The sequence below is a fragment of the Parabacteroides sp. AF17-3 genome, assembly GCF_003635445.1.
GTDB lineage: Bacteria > Bacteroidota > Bacteroidia > Bacteroidales > Tannerellaceae > Parabacteroides > Parabacteroides goldsteinii.
In genome coordinates this window covers 36,316-51,635 of sequence record NZ_QTMM01000008.1, presented here as the reverse complement: position 1 = coordinate 51,635, position 15,320 = coordinate 36,316, and the positions used below count along the sequence as shown (strand labels likewise).

The 15,320-nt window shown below is 43.0% G+C and carries 16 protein-coding genes; 6 read left to right on the top strand and 10 right to left on the bottom strand.

What is annotated here, in order from left to right:
• The first annotated feature begins 68 nt into the window (after window positions 1-68).
• Both DWW91_RS12270 and DWW91_RS12265 read left to right on the top strand, forming a co-directional pair.
• Complete coding sequence (locus tag DWW91_RS12270) at window positions 69-1,892, top strand: TrkH family potassium uptake protein (protein ID WP_007653148.1); 1,824 nt, start codon at window positions 69-71, stop codon at window positions 1,890-1,892.
• A 13-nt stretch (window positions 1,893-1,905) separates the two neighbouring features.
• Window positions 1,906-2,592 carry a TrkA family potassium uptake protein gene (locus tag DWW91_RS12265; RefSeq protein ID WP_007653146.1) on the top strand — a complete coding sequence of 229 codons (687 nt, stop codon included), beginning with the start codon at window positions 1,906-1,908 and terminating at the stop codon, window positions 2,590-2,592.
• A gap of 156 nt (window positions 2,593-2,748) precedes the next feature.
• Here the strand turns inward: DWW91_RS12265 and DWW91_RS12260 are convergent, their stop codons facing one another.
• The 5 genes from DWW91_RS12260 to DWW91_RS12240 form a co-directional block, all read right to left on the bottom strand.
• The gene (locus DWW91_RS12260; protein WP_122327900.1) at window positions 2,749-3,591 is read right to left on the bottom strand and encodes a hypothetical protein; all 843 of its coding nucleotides are present in this window, start codon (window positions 3,589-3,591) and stop codon (window positions 2,749-2,751) included.
• Between the two features lie 7 nt (window positions 3,592-3,598).
• Window positions 3,599-3,766, bottom strand: a complete 168-nt coding sequence (locus DWW91_RS12255) for a PLDc N-terminal domain-containing protein (RefSeq protein WP_224265813.1) — start codon at window positions 3,764-3,766, stop codon at window positions 3,599-3,601.
• A 5-nt stretch (window positions 3,767-3,771) separates the two neighbouring features.
• The gene (locus DWW91_RS12250; protein ID WP_007653141.1) at window positions 3,772-3,987 is read right to left on the bottom strand and encodes a hypothetical protein; all 216 of its coding nucleotides are present in this window, start codon (window positions 3,985-3,987) and stop codon (window positions 3,772-3,774) included.
• A 77-nt stretch (window positions 3,988-4,064) separates the two neighbouring features.
• On the bottom strand, window positions 4,065-4,643 hold the full coding sequence (locus DWW91_RS12245; protein ID WP_122327899.1) for a Crp/Fnr family transcriptional regulator: 579 nt from the start codon (window positions 4,641-4,643) through the stop codon (window positions 4,065-4,067).
• A 24-nt stretch (window positions 4,644-4,667) separates the two neighbouring features.
• A complete protein-coding gene (locus tag DWW91_RS12240; protein WP_007653132.1) occupies window positions 4,668-5,936 on the bottom strand; it encodes a hemolysin family protein in 1,269 nt (422 codons plus the stop codon).
• Between the two features lie 96 nt (window positions 5,937-6,032).
• Here DWW91_RS12240 and DWW91_RS12235 point away from each other — a divergent pair, with 96 nt between their 5' ends.
• Window positions 6,033-7,154 (top strand): Card1-like endonuclease domain-containing protein, encoded by a 1,122-nt coding sequence (locus DWW91_RS12235; RefSeq protein WP_122327898.1) that lies wholly within the window; start codon window positions 6,033-6,035, stop codon window positions 7,152-7,154.
• Window positions 7,155-7,532: 378 nt separating this feature from the next.
• On the opposite strand, the gene DWW91_RS12230 is transcribed toward DWW91_RS12235, so the two are convergent.
• Window positions 7,533-7,727 (bottom strand): hypothetical protein, encoded by a 195-nt coding sequence (locus DWW91_RS12230; protein ID WP_122327897.1) that lies wholly within the window; start codon window positions 7,725-7,727, stop codon window positions 7,533-7,535.
• Window positions 7,728-7,756: 29 nt separating this feature from the next.
• The gene (locus DWW91_RS12225) at window positions 7,757-8,692 is read right to left on the bottom strand and encodes a sugar phosphate isomerase/epimerase (RefSeq protein WP_007653129.1); all 936 of its coding nucleotides are present in this window, start codon (window positions 8,690-8,692) and stop codon (window positions 7,757-7,759) included.
• A gap of 196 nt (window positions 8,693-8,888) precedes the next feature.
• Between DWW91_RS12225 and DWW91_RS12220 the strand changes: the two genes are divergently transcribed.
• Together DWW91_RS12220 and DWW91_RS12215 are read left to right on the top strand one after the other, a co-directional pair.
• Window positions 8,889-9,698 (top strand): helix-turn-helix domain-containing protein, encoded by an 810-nt coding sequence (locus DWW91_RS12220; protein ID WP_122327896.1) that lies wholly within the window; start codon window positions 8,889-8,891, stop codon window positions 9,696-9,698.
• 74 nt (window positions 9,699-9,772) lie between these two features.
• The gene (locus DWW91_RS12215; RefSeq protein WP_122327895.1) at window positions 9,773-10,180 is read left to right on the top strand and encodes a pyridoxamine 5'-phosphate oxidase family protein; all 408 of its coding nucleotides are present in this window, start codon (window positions 9,773-9,775) and stop codon (window positions 10,178-10,180) included.
• Window positions 10,181-10,288: 108 nt separating this feature from the next.
• Here the strand turns inward: DWW91_RS12215 and DWW91_RS12210 are convergent, their stop codons facing one another.
• Window positions 10,289-10,978, bottom strand: coding sequence for a CDGSH iron-sulfur domain-containing protein (locus DWW91_RS12210; RefSeq protein ID WP_122327894.1), 690 nt, complete (start codon window positions 10,976-10,978; stop codon window positions 10,289-10,291).
• A gap of 106 nt (window positions 10,979-11,084) precedes the next feature.
• Window positions 11,085-13,646, bottom strand: coding sequence for a hypothetical protein (locus tag DWW91_RS12205; protein WP_233584476.1), 2,562 nt, complete (start codon window positions 13,644-13,646; stop codon window positions 11,085-11,087).
• An 815-nt stretch (window positions 13,647-14,461) separates the two neighbouring features.
• Here DWW91_RS12205 and DWW91_RS12200 point away from each other — a divergent pair.
• The gene (locus tag DWW91_RS12200; RefSeq protein ID WP_233584475.1) at window positions 14,462-14,713 is read left to right on the top strand and encodes a hypothetical protein; all 252 of its coding nucleotides are present in this window, start codon (window positions 14,462-14,464) and stop codon (window positions 14,711-14,713) included.
• Between the two features lie 19 nt (window positions 14,714-14,732).
• Here DWW91_RS12200 and DWW91_RS12195 read toward each other — a convergent pair whose 3' ends face one another.
• Window positions 14,733-15,206 (bottom strand): Lrp/AsnC family transcriptional regulator, encoded by a 474-nt coding sequence (locus tag DWW91_RS12195; protein ID WP_007653114.1) that lies wholly within the window; start codon window positions 15,204-15,206, stop codon window positions 14,733-14,735.
• Window positions 15,207-15,320 lie beyond the last annotated feature (114 nt).

The following is a 15,320-nucleotide window of genomic DNA, read 5'->3' as shown; positions in this document are numbered from 1 at the left end:
AAACTTTCTGAACTATTCTGTCCTCCAACTACTTTTATTAATACTTTTGCCACAGATTATACTTGAAAATGGACATAAAACATATACAGTTCACATGCCGGATGTACTGGGCGAACATGAAAGGCATCCTGAATATATTCGCGGAAGGCCTCATTCTTCTGGCATCTATCGCTTCCTTATTCGTACTGATCTACCAGTTCGGGTTCCAGCAGACAAGCGAAACCATACACCATTTATATCTGAGCCGTATTTATATTTTACTGGCATTTTTTATCGGTATCACGCTACGCTACATCGTCCGGTTCGGTGAGATCATACAGGAAAAGCTCCTATATCTGGATATCGGCATTTACTTCCTGCTGTTTGCCGTTTTGTCGGCAAAGGTATTTTTCAGAGAGGTGATTCAGCAGTCACTGCCATACCTCGATTTCCTGTCTAAGCCGTTGTTTGTCTATACGCTGATGTTATTGCTCAGTATGATCCATCTGTCACGGCAGACTTTTACGCTTATGCAAACACGTATCAAGCCGTCACTGCTGTTCCTGCTGAGTTTCATATTTGTGATCCTGATCGGAGCCGGATTGCTGATGCTGCCGAACGCGACAACCCGCCCGATTCATTTTGTCGATGCGTTGTTCACGGCAACGACCTCTGTCTGTGTAACGGGACTGACTACGGTTGACGTAGCGACTACTTTTACACATATCGGGCACGTTATCATTATGATCCTGATACAAATCGGCGGAATCGGAGTAATGACTTTTACCAGTTTCTTTGCCCTTTCTTTCATGGGGCATTCTTCTTTCACCAGCAAACTGGTTCTGAAAGATATGCTGAACGAAGACCGTATCGGTGGGTTGTTCCGCGTTATCCTGAATATTTTGTTCGTTACTTTCTTTATCGAAGGAATCGGGGCCTACTTTATATATATGGATATCAGAGGCGTATTGCCGGGAGCCACTACGCAGGATAACATCTTCTTCGCTATCTTCCATGCGGTTTCCGCCTTCTGTAATGCCGGTATTTCCACACTGAGCGGCAATATGTGTGATCCGATAGTGGCCCACAACTACAATCTGCATGTATGGATTTCCCTATTAATTATCTTCGGTGGCCTGGGATTCCCGATCGTTTTCAATTATCTGAAATTGCTAAGGCATTTCATCGTTAACACTTTTATGATAGCTATCGGACAACAGAAACATTATATCCATACACCCCGTATCATCAATATCCATACATATATAGTAGTAATAAGTACGCTGGTCCTGATCGTCGGAGGCATGTTCTTTTATTTCCTCTTTGAGATGAATAATACGTTGGCCGACCTGCCTCTGAAAGGGAAGCTGGCTGATTCGCTGCTCGGTGCCGTGACACCCCGAACGGCCGGTTTCACCGTGGCAAATATGGATGCGCTTCGTCCGGTAACGCTGATGCTGACCCTTATCCTGATGGTTATCGGGGCGGCTCCGATGTCGACCGGTGGCGGTTTAAAAGTAACGACCGTTTTTGTAGCTATTGCCACAGCATTGAATGTTTCCCGTGAAAAGGAAAAGGTTGAAGTTCGTAAACGCGAGATATCTCCCGCCACTATCCGCCGGGCTTTCGCAACGATTGTCTTCTATTTCATCTTTGCCTCGCTGGCTGTCTGGATATTGTCTTATACGGAAGAAGGGACACCGGTGTTTACACTTACATTCGAAGTTGTTTCGGCTTTGAGTACGGTGGGATCGAGCCTGAACTTCACCCCTATGCTTTCCATGGCCGGGAAGTTGATTATCATCTGTACGATGTTAATCGGACGTATCGGGGTACTGACATTCATGGTCAGCTTTATGAGAGAGTACAAAAAGAGGGATTACACATATCCCCAGGAAAATATATTAATGTAATAAGTAATGCCTTATGAAATTTCTGGTTATAGGATTAGGAAATCTGGGACGCGCCATCGCGGAAAATCTCACCCGTATCGGCGACGAAGTGATCGGAGTCGATCTGAACCTGCATAAAGTGGAGGCCGTAAAACAAACGATCTCCGGCTCCGTCAGCCTCGATACGACTGACAGGGATGCACTAAATACACTGCCGTTGAGCGAAATGGATGCCATCTTCGTTACTTATGGCAAGAATTTCGGAACGTCGGTACAGACTGTCGCCTTATTGAAGAGCCTGGATGCAAGCAGGTTGATCGTCCGTTCGATCTCTCCCATTCATGAAACGGTGATCCGCTCGATCGGTGTATCGGAAATCATTCGTCCGGAACAGGATTATGCAGCAACCTATGCCTCCCAGAGTTTGCTGGGCGACCTGTTCCAGCGCTGGTATCAGGTAACGGAAACACATCATCTGTATAAAATAAAGACACCGGGAGCTTTAGTCGGACAGACGCTAAAGACGATCGACTTCCAAACGAACTTCGGTATCCGCCTGGTCGGAGTAGAACGAGCCAAAGAAGTACGAAACCTGATCGGATTGAAACAAACAGAATACTATGTGGTCGACCCACTGACCGATGATCTGGTGCTGGAAGCCAATGACAAGCTGATCCTCTTCGGAAAAATGGAGGTGCTCCATAAGATCAAAGAATTGTAAGGGGAGAAAAACTATACTGAAGGCTTTTTCAAAGCATATATGTTTCGTCATTAAAACATATATGTTTTGAATACAAAAGTCCCTTATTTTGATTACAAAAGAAGGGAGCTTTTCAAACCAGCTTCGCATAAGAGTTTTGCCGGTCCGGTTGAAGCCCTAACGGGATAGCTCGCTTTTGTTCTTGCTTCTCTCAATATCCATTAATTTCCGGATTGTTTTTTGATAATCTTCTAAGGTCAGTATATCATAATCTTTGCTGCCTGTCCCTTCTCTAAAATTCCCTCTGATACTTGGAGCATCGGGATATTTCTCTTTTATTATGTCGTCTATCAAATAACCATACAATCCTTGAGGACTACTTTTGAACAGAAAACTTTGAAACAGCCTCTCAATATAGTCCGGATTTTTACCAATGAAAGTCTTATAATTCAGATATGCTTCAGATTTCATATAATCTTCGGCACAACTACTAAAGTTAGGCTTTTGTAATTCCTCAAATAAAGCTCTTTCCAGTTTCTTATATCCAAGGATATCGGTTAAGTCGCCTTTTTCCAAACAGTGAATTCTTTCCTCTTCTACATCCATTTCTTCCCTGATTCGCCGAAACATAGTTTTCAGATCATACCCTTTATAAGTAGAAATAGAGAAAGTACCACTTTCTATCCGTGCATTTACCTGCGGATCTGTGATCACTTTATTGTCAAAAACAAAACAAATTCGTTTGCCGATAGATCTTTCCGTAGCGTCTGCCCATCGACTCACTAGGGATTGGTTTATAGTCCCAACAATCATATACATCATTCTATTATCCGAGTATGAGAAAGAATCCAATCTTAGAAAGGCAAAATCTTTGACTGTTATAATTGATTCTTTTGAGATACTGTCTTTCCTCCCTTCCATTATATAATACCAGCCATTTTCTCTTTCTATCGTTTGTGCGTTACAATATAATATACAATGCAATGCAAGGAGCAACATAATAAGTTTAGATGCTTTCATATTAATACTACTTTTTAATTAAATAATAAATTGCAACTCCCAATATAGGAATAAGAAGGATAATCAGGATATACAGCAATTTATACTTCTGCTGCCGGACAGAATGAATTACACTCCAGATCACAGCTATATCCAAGAGCAGCACTAACAATATTACAGTCAACCCATTAACCATATTCATCAAATTGCATAACCTGCATGCATAGAACTCGCAGCTAATAACATTAAGGCCACTATCAAGAAGGGAATACGATATATTCCTCTATCGAATAAAGCAGCTATACAAACGGATGCTGTCGATAAAGCTATCAGTTTGTTATCAGTTTCAATAACGATAAAACTAACAGCAATAGCAGCTATCGCTATAAGTATCAACAGGTAATTTAAAGTCTTCATCTCCACAGATCATTTGATTTCCTCATCCTCGAAGATGCAATATTAGGCATTATAAACAAGAAAAGCCTTGAATTGCTTCAAGACTTTTCCGGGTATGATAACTTTTTTCGTATATGGCTTACGGTTTCAGGGGTTACACCCAGAAAAGAAGCAATTTCTTTTAGCGGAACCTTCTCTTTCAGGTTGGGACAACGCTGCATTAACTTGACATAACGTTGCTCGGGAGTGTCGCAATAAGTTTCTAACAACCTCATATATACCATTTCAAACAAAGCTTCTGCTGCTTTATGCCTAAAACGTTGTTCCTCCGGTCCTGTATTTAAATATTCCAAATAATCAGATAACGAAACGACATATACAACACTCTCTGTTGTAGCCTGAATATTAACGATAGAGGTTGTTCTTTTAAGAAAAGAGGAATAGTCGCAAATAAATTCTTTCTCAAACGAATATCCGACCACCGCCTCTTTACCATTGTCGCCAATACGAGTAAGGCGGAAGGCCCCTTTCTCAACATAGCCTGCATAAAGTGAACTATCATTCTGACGAAGAAAAAACTCTTTTCTTTTGAGAATACGTTTTTCTCCCTTCTTATAGAAGAAGCCTGTTAGCCCGGAACAATCCAGCAGATCTATATAGGTATTGAATCCTTCCACTATTTAATCTTCGTACAAAGATTATCAATCGATCTTCTTCACCAGCACCTTGTCGATACGTGCACCGTCCATATCTACGATCTCAAATTCAAAGGTCAGCCAGGTCAGCGTCTCACCGGTCTTCGGAACACGTTCAAGAATTTCCAGGATCAGACCACTCAACGTATTATAATCGTGTTCGGCATACAGATCTTCCATATCGAAATACTCCAGAAAATCATAGAAGTTATACTGTCCGTCGACCAACCAGGAGCCATCGGCACGCTGCACGATCTCGGCCTCCTCTCCCACTTCCGGAACCTGTCCGATCAGCCCTTCCATAATATCCTTCAGTGTGACAATTCCCTGGATTCCTCCAAATTCATCCGTAACAATACCATATTTAACACGTGCTTCCTTAAACTGTTCCAAAGCATTATACACACTCTGGTTCTCGGGAAGGTATTGGGCGGGGCGTATCACCTCTTCCAACGAAAAATCTGGTTCGTCAATCCGGCCGAACAGGTCTTTCAGATAAACAACACCTTTGATATTATCAAACTTCTCGGAAGCTACCGGATATATATTAAACAGGTTTTCCTGTACCTTTTCACGGATTTTCTCAATGCTGTCGGTGACATCCAGCCATACCAGATCGCTCCGGTGTGTCATGATCGAACCGACATTTCGGTCTCCCAGGTTGAACACACGTTCTACGATGTCCTGTTCCACTTCCTGCACTTCACCGCCGTCAAAGCCTTCTTTGACGATCGCCTTGATCTCCTCTTCCGTTACTTTATTTTCTTCGTTTGCTTTAATTCCGGTAATTTTTATAACAAGGGAAGTGCTCTTCGACAATAACCAAACAAAAGGCAAAGCCAGCTTCGATAAAAAGTACATCGGTTTAGCGACCAACATCGAAACCCGTTCGGCATACCCCATACCGATACGCTTCGGAACAAGTTCACCCATAATCAAAGTCAGGTAAGTCACAATTATAACGATTATTGTTTTAGATACTCCGAGTGCATAAGGCTCCAGCACAGGCACATGACGCACCACTTCTGCCAGGTTATAGGCAAACGCTTCTCCTGAATACAAACCGGTCAGGATACCGATTAGCGTAATTCCGATCTGGATAGTTGATAAAAACCGGTCGGGTTCTCCAGCCAGCTTCAAGGCTGTTTGCGCTGATTTATTACCTCTTTTTGCATCCAGTTCCAGCCGGGCCTTGCGGGCAGACACCAGAGCAATTTCAGACATAGACAAAATACCGTTCAACAAGATAAGGCCGATAATAATAAAAATTTCCATTTGCTATATATACAGCGATTGATTAGGCAACGAAGATATGAATTATATCGAAATTAATACTACATTTAGAACCTTAATTAATACATGATTTAAAACATGAAACATCAGATCATATTACTTGGCAAAGATATAACCTCCGTTTATCACGGAATCAAAGAATTCGGACCCGACCATGTGCATTTGCTTTGCACGAATGAGACAAAAGAGGTGGCAGCTCCCCTATTTCCGCTCCTTCCCGACAGCATCCGCCGGACATTATACCGGACCGAACCATACGACGGAGAACATGTCCGTAACGTTTGCCGCAAAATACACCAAACGTATCCTTCCGCCGAATTTGCCTACAACCTGTCAGAAGGTACCAAAGTAATGGCATTCGCAGCTTTCACCATCGCAAAAGAATACAGCGTCCCAGCCTTTTACCTGTCACAATTAGGCGAACTGATCCGACTGGACAGCTTTGAGAAATACCCGATGCAAAGCCAACTGGATAACAAGGAGATACTGGGACTGAGCGGAAATATCCTGACAGAATATCAGGACGCCAAACACTTGAGTGATACCGACGTGCAGGCTTCCGGCCTGATCAAACAGTTCATCGAACAATATCCGAAAGAGCATACCATGATACAGAAGTTCTTCAACATCTTCTGTAACAGGGAGCTGTCACGCCTTCCGGCATCACGTGTTTTCAAAAACGGTCTGCGTTTCAAACAGAGGCAAGGTACTTTTCTTGTTGCCCAACAGAACCGTGTGTTGCTCAGGCTAACGACACCGAACGCCTGCATGCTGTTTTTCAAAGGACGCTGGTGGGAAACACTGGTAGCACACAAAGTCAGATCATGGAGCCAAAAACGTCCCAACAGCCCAGAGGTATGGCAAAGCGTCCTGTTTCAGACAGAGGGAAACAATCCTAGGACAAAGAATGAAGTAGATGTACTGCTGAACAACCAACAGAAACTAATCTTTATCGAATGTAAATCAGGACAGGTCACCCAAAATGATATTTATAAGATTGATGCGGTGCGCGAAACATATGGCGGAGATATTTCTTTAGCCGTTTTAGCCAGTTATTACCCGGTAGAAGACAACCTGCGGGAGAAATGCAAGGATTTACAAATAAACCTGTTCGCCCCTTCTTATATAGAAGAGCGCATCAACCACCTGAACATGCTGCCTGCATGGCTTGAAAAGTTATCCAACTCCCTGCAACTATAAAATAAAAGAAGCCGTTCTACCTTCTCAGGCGGAACGGCTTTTATCAATCGATAAGTTTTTGCTAATCTAATACATATTAGAAAACAATATCGGGAGATAGATACTTACACTTATTCTAAATTCTAAACTTCATCATCATATTCATAGAGGGAAACTTGTTTGTTTCCCTAACACCTACTTACACTGCAAATGACGTGCCAAAAACAGCAAGAAATAGAAAAACAATCACTAACAAACTAGTTATCAGATAATAAAAAACCATTCCACACCATTTCCTATTTTACTCTACCGCAGAAGTGTGGTGGGGAATTAATGGGGAAATGGGGAATTTTTCCACACCACACTCCTATTGCATATCACAACTGTGTTCCTTTTGTTTCACAGATGGATTCCGTTTGTATCACAGTTGGATTTCTTCTGTTTCACAGCTGTGATACGAATAAGGAATATGATAAAAAGAGAAGCATCTAAAGGGTTTACGACACTGACTGCCGGGTAGTCCTTAACAAACCGGCAGATGACAGAAGTTATATCCCGACAAAAAAGCCAGTCCTGCAACAGACTGGCTTTCATTCGTACCTTATATATAATTGAGACTTTACTTACTTTACAAACTTTGCTTTCAACAGATAATCTGCACAACCTTTCACCCCAGCAAACTGGGTACGACCATCCGGCATACCTTCCAGTTCCACGTAATATTCTTTCACTCCAATCTGATACGCCTGTTTGAAAATCATTTCAAAGTTCATGAAGCCGGATTGTCCCAGAATGGCGCGATCTTTAATATGCAACAGTTTAATACGATCCGGATATTTCTTCATATATTCCACCGGATCATTCTGCCCGATCACTGTCCAATACACATCCATTTCAAAAAATACCAGATCAGGATCCGTATCTTTCAAAAAAAGATCATAGATTTTTTCGCCTTTATTATGACGACCAAAGACAGCTCCCGTACCTCCCGGAACTACTTTGGCAAACTCAAAATCATGATTATGATAACCGAACGGAATACCAGCTGCTTTGACAATCTTTCCAGCTTCATTGAATACATCGCAAACATAAGCAACCTCTTCCACACTACGGGTGCGTGGTTGTCCGGGCTGAACCAGATATTTCACACCTAACTTGGCATGATCGTCTGCCGTCTTTTTCCAATATTCCATAATTGTATTGCGGGTATCCGGCGTGTACTCGCCTGTCGGAGGATTCACATGGGAACTGGTGATCTTCAATCCGGCATCTTCTGCCATCTTCTTGAATTCCATCATATCGACACCATTGATCTTGCCATTATTGTAACCTGCCAGTTCAAGGGTAGAATAACCCATCTGTTTAAGTTGTTTCATTCCGGCAGGAACATCTTTGGTTAACTCGCCTCCTAAAGAATAAATCTGCAAACCGATACTTTTTTTGGCTGTCGTTTCCGTACGAACGGGAGTGGCTGCCTGTAACGCTTCTGCCTTTCCGGCTACTAACCCTCCAAGAGTTAGAAAAGAAGCACTTTTCAGGAAATTTCTTCTATTTACCATGGTCTATAAAATTTAAAGTCTCCAAAGGTATTATTTTAAATCTGAAAAATAATTCTATATTTGTCCTAATTTAAGAACCTTATAAATAAATTTAAGAGTATGAACCCTATTTATTGCCAAAGTTGCGGTATGTCGAAAAAAACGCTGGAAAAAGGATTGAGTATCCGGCGAAACCTATAAAACCGTGTAGACCGTTATGTATCAGGAATATCCTCCATGCCAACTGCTTACCCCCTATATTGACAAATACTGGGAGTTCAAGGGTGAAACCGAATACGATATGCGCTATAAGATACTACCCGACGGCTGCACGGACTTTATCTTTTCTATCGAGGAACCGTCGCAACCCCTGAACGGAGAGATGCTGATGCAGCCTTACCGTTTCTATTTTGTCGGTCCGATGCGGGTTTATTCGGAGCTGGTGACCCGCTCTACCCGCCTTCATATGATGGGTGTGCGCTTCTCTCCCTGCGGACTGGCGGCTTTTGCCCGGATGCCTTTAGGCGAGTTTACCGACACGAGGGTCAATGCGTCCGAGTTGAACGTCCTTTTCGACGATCATTTTGCAGAAATGTTATGCGAAAAGGAGTCTTTGCAAGAACGCATACATATAATAGATAGACATCTTATCGCCCACCTGCCAGGACTCCTGCCGGTAGACCCGCAGATCATCCGGGCTACCGATCTGATCGTCCGGGCAAACGGGATGCTGCCCATACAGCAATTGACGGACAAATTGTACATCGGGCAACGGCATTTCGAGCGCAAGTTCAAACACATCACCGGCTATACCCCCAAAGAGTTCAGCAGAATCACCAAGTTCCGGTATGCAACCCGCGTATTAAGACAGATGAAGGGGGAAGATATGCAGCAATTGGCTATCGACTGCGGCTATTACGATCCGTCCCATTTCATCAAGGAATTCAAGAAGTTATCGGGGAGCAACCCCTCTGCTTTCATGGCTTTGCCGATACCGGAAGACGATCCGCTTACTTACATAGAATAAAGAAAGTCGATTTTTTACAACAGGAAGCGGGAAGTTTCCTTTATGTTTGCCGAACAAAATTAATACATCAGAACATGGAAAAAATCAAACAACAAGCGATCGATTTGCTGAATAAATGCGAAGTCTTAACCCTTGCCTCCATCGACGAACGGGGCTGTCCGCGTCCGGTCGTCCTGTCGAAGATTAAAACAGAGGGGATCGATACGATCTGGTTCTCAACGGGAACAAGCTCGGAGAAGACAAAAGATTTTATCAAAAACCCGAAAGCCGGAGTCGCTTTCTACGAAGGGCACGACAGCGTTACGCTGACCGGCACAATCGAAGTGGTAAGCGATGTGGAAGAAAAGAAAGCCCTCTGGGTGGATTGGTTCTATGAGCACTTTCCCAAAGGGGTGGACGATCCGGAGTACTGCATTCTGAAGTTCACGGCTGAACAGGCAACGTACTGGATCGGCAATCAGTTTATCAAAGGAAAAGTTTAACCGGTAGGTATCGGTCGAAAGATTGCTGCCGACGTTTTTCCGGAAAGGATACATGCTTTTTACCAAGAGGGTGCATGCTTTTCGGAAAAAGGTCGGCAGCTATTTTTTTTAATCGTCCAGCTCTCCCTGGTTACGCATGTGCTTTCCGTCACAGAACGGTTTATTCTGCGACAAACCGCAACGGCACAAAGTGACACGGTTGCGGACAGGATAAACTCGTCCGTGCTCATCTTCTACCGGAATACCACCTTTCACCCAGATAGGGCCGTGAACGCTGAGAGCCACGTCTTCGAGGATGCTGATGCCTTCGGGTAGTTCCGGTTCGATACGTTTTCCATCTTTCGTGACGGCAGTGAGACGTCCGCTGGGACAGTTGGCGCATTGCTGTTTCACGATTTCAATCGTTTCGGCCGAGTCGCCCTCTTCTACTTGTTCCCAGGACGTACCGTGGGTATCACAGAAACGAGCCACGGCGCAAAGACTTTCGGCGTCCAGCATATCGATCACCTTCCCTTCGTAGAGGACAGACATTCCATCGTATGTGTCATGGCTGGCGGTCGTATCTCCTTTAAAGCCGTTTTTCTTATGCGTCCTGTCGCAGAACGGTTTGTTATGCGAACCGCCGCAACGGCACAGATGATATACGCCTTCCGGAGCATACTTCTGTATTTCCTTATAACCGGTGGAAGCGCCTTTACGATCGTTTACATAACGCAATTGGTTCAGGGGAATATCCCCGATCACTTCATAAGGCCCGTTGGGAAGAACCTTGATTTTCTTTTCACTATTAGCATCCATTACCTAAGTTGTTTTAATTTTATGTACTATTTAATAAACAACCGGCAAATGGGTTTGTTTAGGCATATCTCCGGAAAACTAACCTTTAATTTTTAATTTTCAATTATCAAAATCCCAGCCCCAACTCAAACATAAAACGGAAACTGTCGGTTGAACCGAAGCAGGAATATTTCGTCGTAATCTTATTAATCAACGTCAGCCAGATACCTCCCCCGTAGGACGTATGCCATCTTTTGGATTGCTCGCCGGGAAACCAGACACGCCCGTAATCGAACCCGGCAAAGACACCGTACTTCAGCGGAGTAAACGGATTCTTCAACTTCCCCATATCCAGCCGGATGTCCGAATACTGGTAAAAAGATTGCTTCCCGATGAAACGATTGTCCCTGTAACCGCGCAATTCGGTGGATGCTGCCTGGTAAAACTCATACTTATTATTGAAAAGCTGCTGGGTTTTCGCCATCGTAGCCCAGGTAAGGCGGTCGGTTATCTTTACATCCAGCTCCATCGATGCTTCGGCGTAAGGGAAATTACGGCTTGCATCTTTCAGGTTCATCTTCCAACCTCCGGTAAGCGTCCCTCCCAGTTTGGGGATGAAGGAACATATCTCTTTTTCCGTATGGAAGGAAAGTCCGAGGTCGATGAACAGGTTGGTTTTGAAGACACGATGGTCCTCGGGGTAAAACTGGTTAATGAAACGGTCGTTGGTTTCCTTGGCTTTAAACATTTCCCAGGAGGCTTGCACGACCAACCTCTCTTTTTCGCTGAAATCCAGATGGAAGGAAGGGGATAATTTGAACTGGCGGATATGCACGCGGTTGTAATTCTTCTTTGCATCCTTATAGCCGTCCGTATTGTTTCCGAAGCCGAAGAAATTGTAAAAGTTCCTCCGAGAGCTGATCGTTGCATCTATATTAAACGATTTCTTCCCGTCATAAGACGGAAAAATTCCTTGATAGACAAATCCTTGTATATAGTTGTACCCGATACGGTGCTGATAGGTAAAGGGCGAACGTTTGAAACCATACATCGTATAGGTAAAGAAGGTTCCGAGACTGAATCCCTTGTCCGAGTCGTAAATTCCCCAGGGAGTGAAAGACATCTTATGATGCTTTATCTTATTATAATCGTACTGATGAATCTCAGGGATATCCGAAAATACCTTTTTGACATGGGGCACGGTATCGAGGGTTGCCTTCCCCGACTCATATTCATAAACACGTATGTGGTGACCCGGTTCCATCCGGTAGGTATTCTTTCCTTTCCCGGCAATCAGGAAAACAGGCACCTCCTTGTTTGCCCTGCCACTTACTTCGAAACGGTCGTCACCCTCCAGGCCGTAGAGCCAGATCTCTTTTGTCTTTTTCCGGCTGTATTTCCGGTCGAACACCCGTTGCCCGGTCTGCTGGTCGTACATCTGTATGAACAGACTGTCCGGGTTATGGCGGTCGATCACGAAACGGTCTGAACGGTTGGTTCCCGTCAGCACCGGAGTTTGTTGCAACGAAGCAAAATAATTTTTTGCTATCACCTCCAGCTTCTCCCGCCTTTCCTTTATTATCCGGGTAATCCGTTTAATTTCTTTGTCTTCTATTCCTTTGGGAAGCCTTGAAAAAGCCTCGTCGATGATAGAGTCGGTAAGCGTCTGCCGGATAAATCGCGCCTGTCCGGTCCATACGGAAACGTCGCTTTGGGAAGTCAACGCCATATCCAAAGCAAAGCCCAACGTATTCTCTTTCCGGACACTTTTCGGGGAAGCGTCGTAATTGACGATGAAACCCAATCCCAGCACACGGAGCATTTGTTTGAACAAAACACCGTCTACCTTCGTAAAAGCGTGGTTACGGTCTATGACTATCGGAGCATAGAGGATGCTGTCTCCTTCGGAGCGGCCCAGCCAGTTCCAGTTTTCAGGTATTTTATTCCAGTCGCCTATCAGCATATCCAGCAGGCGTTCACGGATATAAAGCACCTGATCTACCTGAAAATTCTTGTTGGCCTGTATGGTATCCAACAATTCTTCCGTCAGGAGAATATTCGGACGGGTATTGAAATCCGGTACATCAATAACACTAACCAACTTATTTTCGATAGACGTCCCGTTGGCAACCGTATCGCGGGTCGAATGTTCCGGCAGGTAAAATATCCGCGAATTGTTTGAACTCAACCCCGACGAGCGTGCCAGATAATCGGCGGAAATAAAGGTATAGGGATTGATTATCGTATAGGCATCCCCGATAAACTGATCCAGGTAAGTATTTTTAAATACCTTCTTGTTATAGACTTCCTGGAAGAATTTCGACTCGATAAATGTGGTATATCCGCCTAACGGTTTCAAAAGACAGAGTTGTTGCTGGTTGTTTTCAAGCAATAATCCTTGAAAATCGGCAGCCTGTTCAACCACCTTCACCCCTCCCCACAGCGATTGCAAGGTAACGGCGGGAACGGTAATAAGGAGAGAATAAAGTGTGCGGTAATGCTCGCCCCACAGCTTATTATACAAATCGCTTTTGCGCGTGGCAGAAGGAGGGTAAATGGATTTTCGGACAAGAGAATCACCTTCGCCCACCCGTGGTAAGACAGAGGCCGTCATATCCGCAGAAAAGACAAACAGCATAACAAGAAAGACTATATAAGAAGCAGGACTAAGCCGCATTTTCATCATCATCAGATAATTAAACAGTAATTACATCCTACAGATAAAGACCTGTATATATAAGTAACACATCAGGCGTTTAACTTGTTTTATTCATACTGCCCGGCGACCTGTGCCAGTATCTTTGCCATCTCTTAACAGCCTTCCCGTATTTAGCAAACTGTCAATTCACCCCATTCTTAAAGGGGCTGTACGTAGACTAATCAATACCTGTCTTTTTTCATGCAACTGTCCGCGACTTAACAAATAACACTTCATTCAGATAAAGCCCAATAAAGTGACATTATAAGACTAAAAAAGAATAGAACGAATCACTCAAGCAATAAGATCTCCCATACGAAGCAAATTTGTCAATCTATTTGCAATGCTTATTTACTATGCTACAGAAAATAAAAATGTTATTCAACATACGATTTTAGTATAAAATGACTTCCAGGAAGACTCAATTAAACACTTATTAACCATTATCCTATTTAAAACAAACCTCCATTTCGTTTTAAACAAGTTTTTTGTTCGTTTTAAACGAAGTTCAAATTCCTTTAAAACGAAATGAAAAAGCATTTATCGGGAAGCAACTGTTAATTTTTGTATCCACAAGCATTCTGTAAGATAGATTTAAACCAGCGCACTCGTCACAAATAATCGAATAATAAAATCCTTATGCTTAATAAGCAATATATTTTATTACATTTTGTCAATTACAAATAAATACACAATAATTTGCATAACATTTATGGTCTTGACCTATTTTTTTCCGTTCTTTGTTATGCAGTTGAATATTCATCCTTAATTATAAGCTTATGAGTTTTGCCGGCCATGTTTTCGATATGATACGAAGAAATAAGGAAGATCGCGAAAAGCTCAGCCAGCTTCGCGGGAAGGGAAAAGATATGCGTACCAAATATTCTTCCCATATCCCAAACATCAGTGTCGAAGAATATGAAAAGATCAACCAACAATTGAAAGAACGTGAAAAAAACGAACAAACCTACATTTCACGAATAAAACTATTTGCTTTAGCTGCTATCATAGCCATAGTTATGCTATCATGGATTCTATTCAAACTCTTTTCTTGGTAAAAACAGCAAATTATCAATGTCACTCCCCCGGCACGACCTTCAGGGCGGTCGTATGCTTGATCTCGTTCAACACGAAGGAACTCTGCATCTTTACGATGCCATTTACTTTGGTTAGCTTGTTAAAGACAAACTGGTCGTATGCGGCCAGGTCTTTAACAACTACCTTTAGAAAAAAATCATAGATACCGCCGATCGAATAACATTCCATCACCTCATCAATCTCTTGTATCTCTGCTTTGAAACGTTGGATATGCTCATCGTTGTGTACCGCCAGCGAAACGTTGCAGAAGACCACCAGCGGAAGTCCTACCTTCTTATTATCCACCAGCGCAACATAATTCCTGATATACCCCTCTTCCTCCAGCCGTTTCACCCGTTCGTAAACAGGAGTTTTCGAGATATTCAGTTCCGCCGACAACTCTTTCATGTTCACTTTTGCATTATTCTGCAACGCTTGTAAAATCTTAATATCAATCTGATCCAGTAAAGCCATAGTATTTTTTCCTATTTTCGTTATCAAAGTTATTCCTAAAACATACAACGTCCTGTATTCACTCCAAATATAGGAATAATTCCTTATTTTCAACAAATCATCAGAACTGATTTA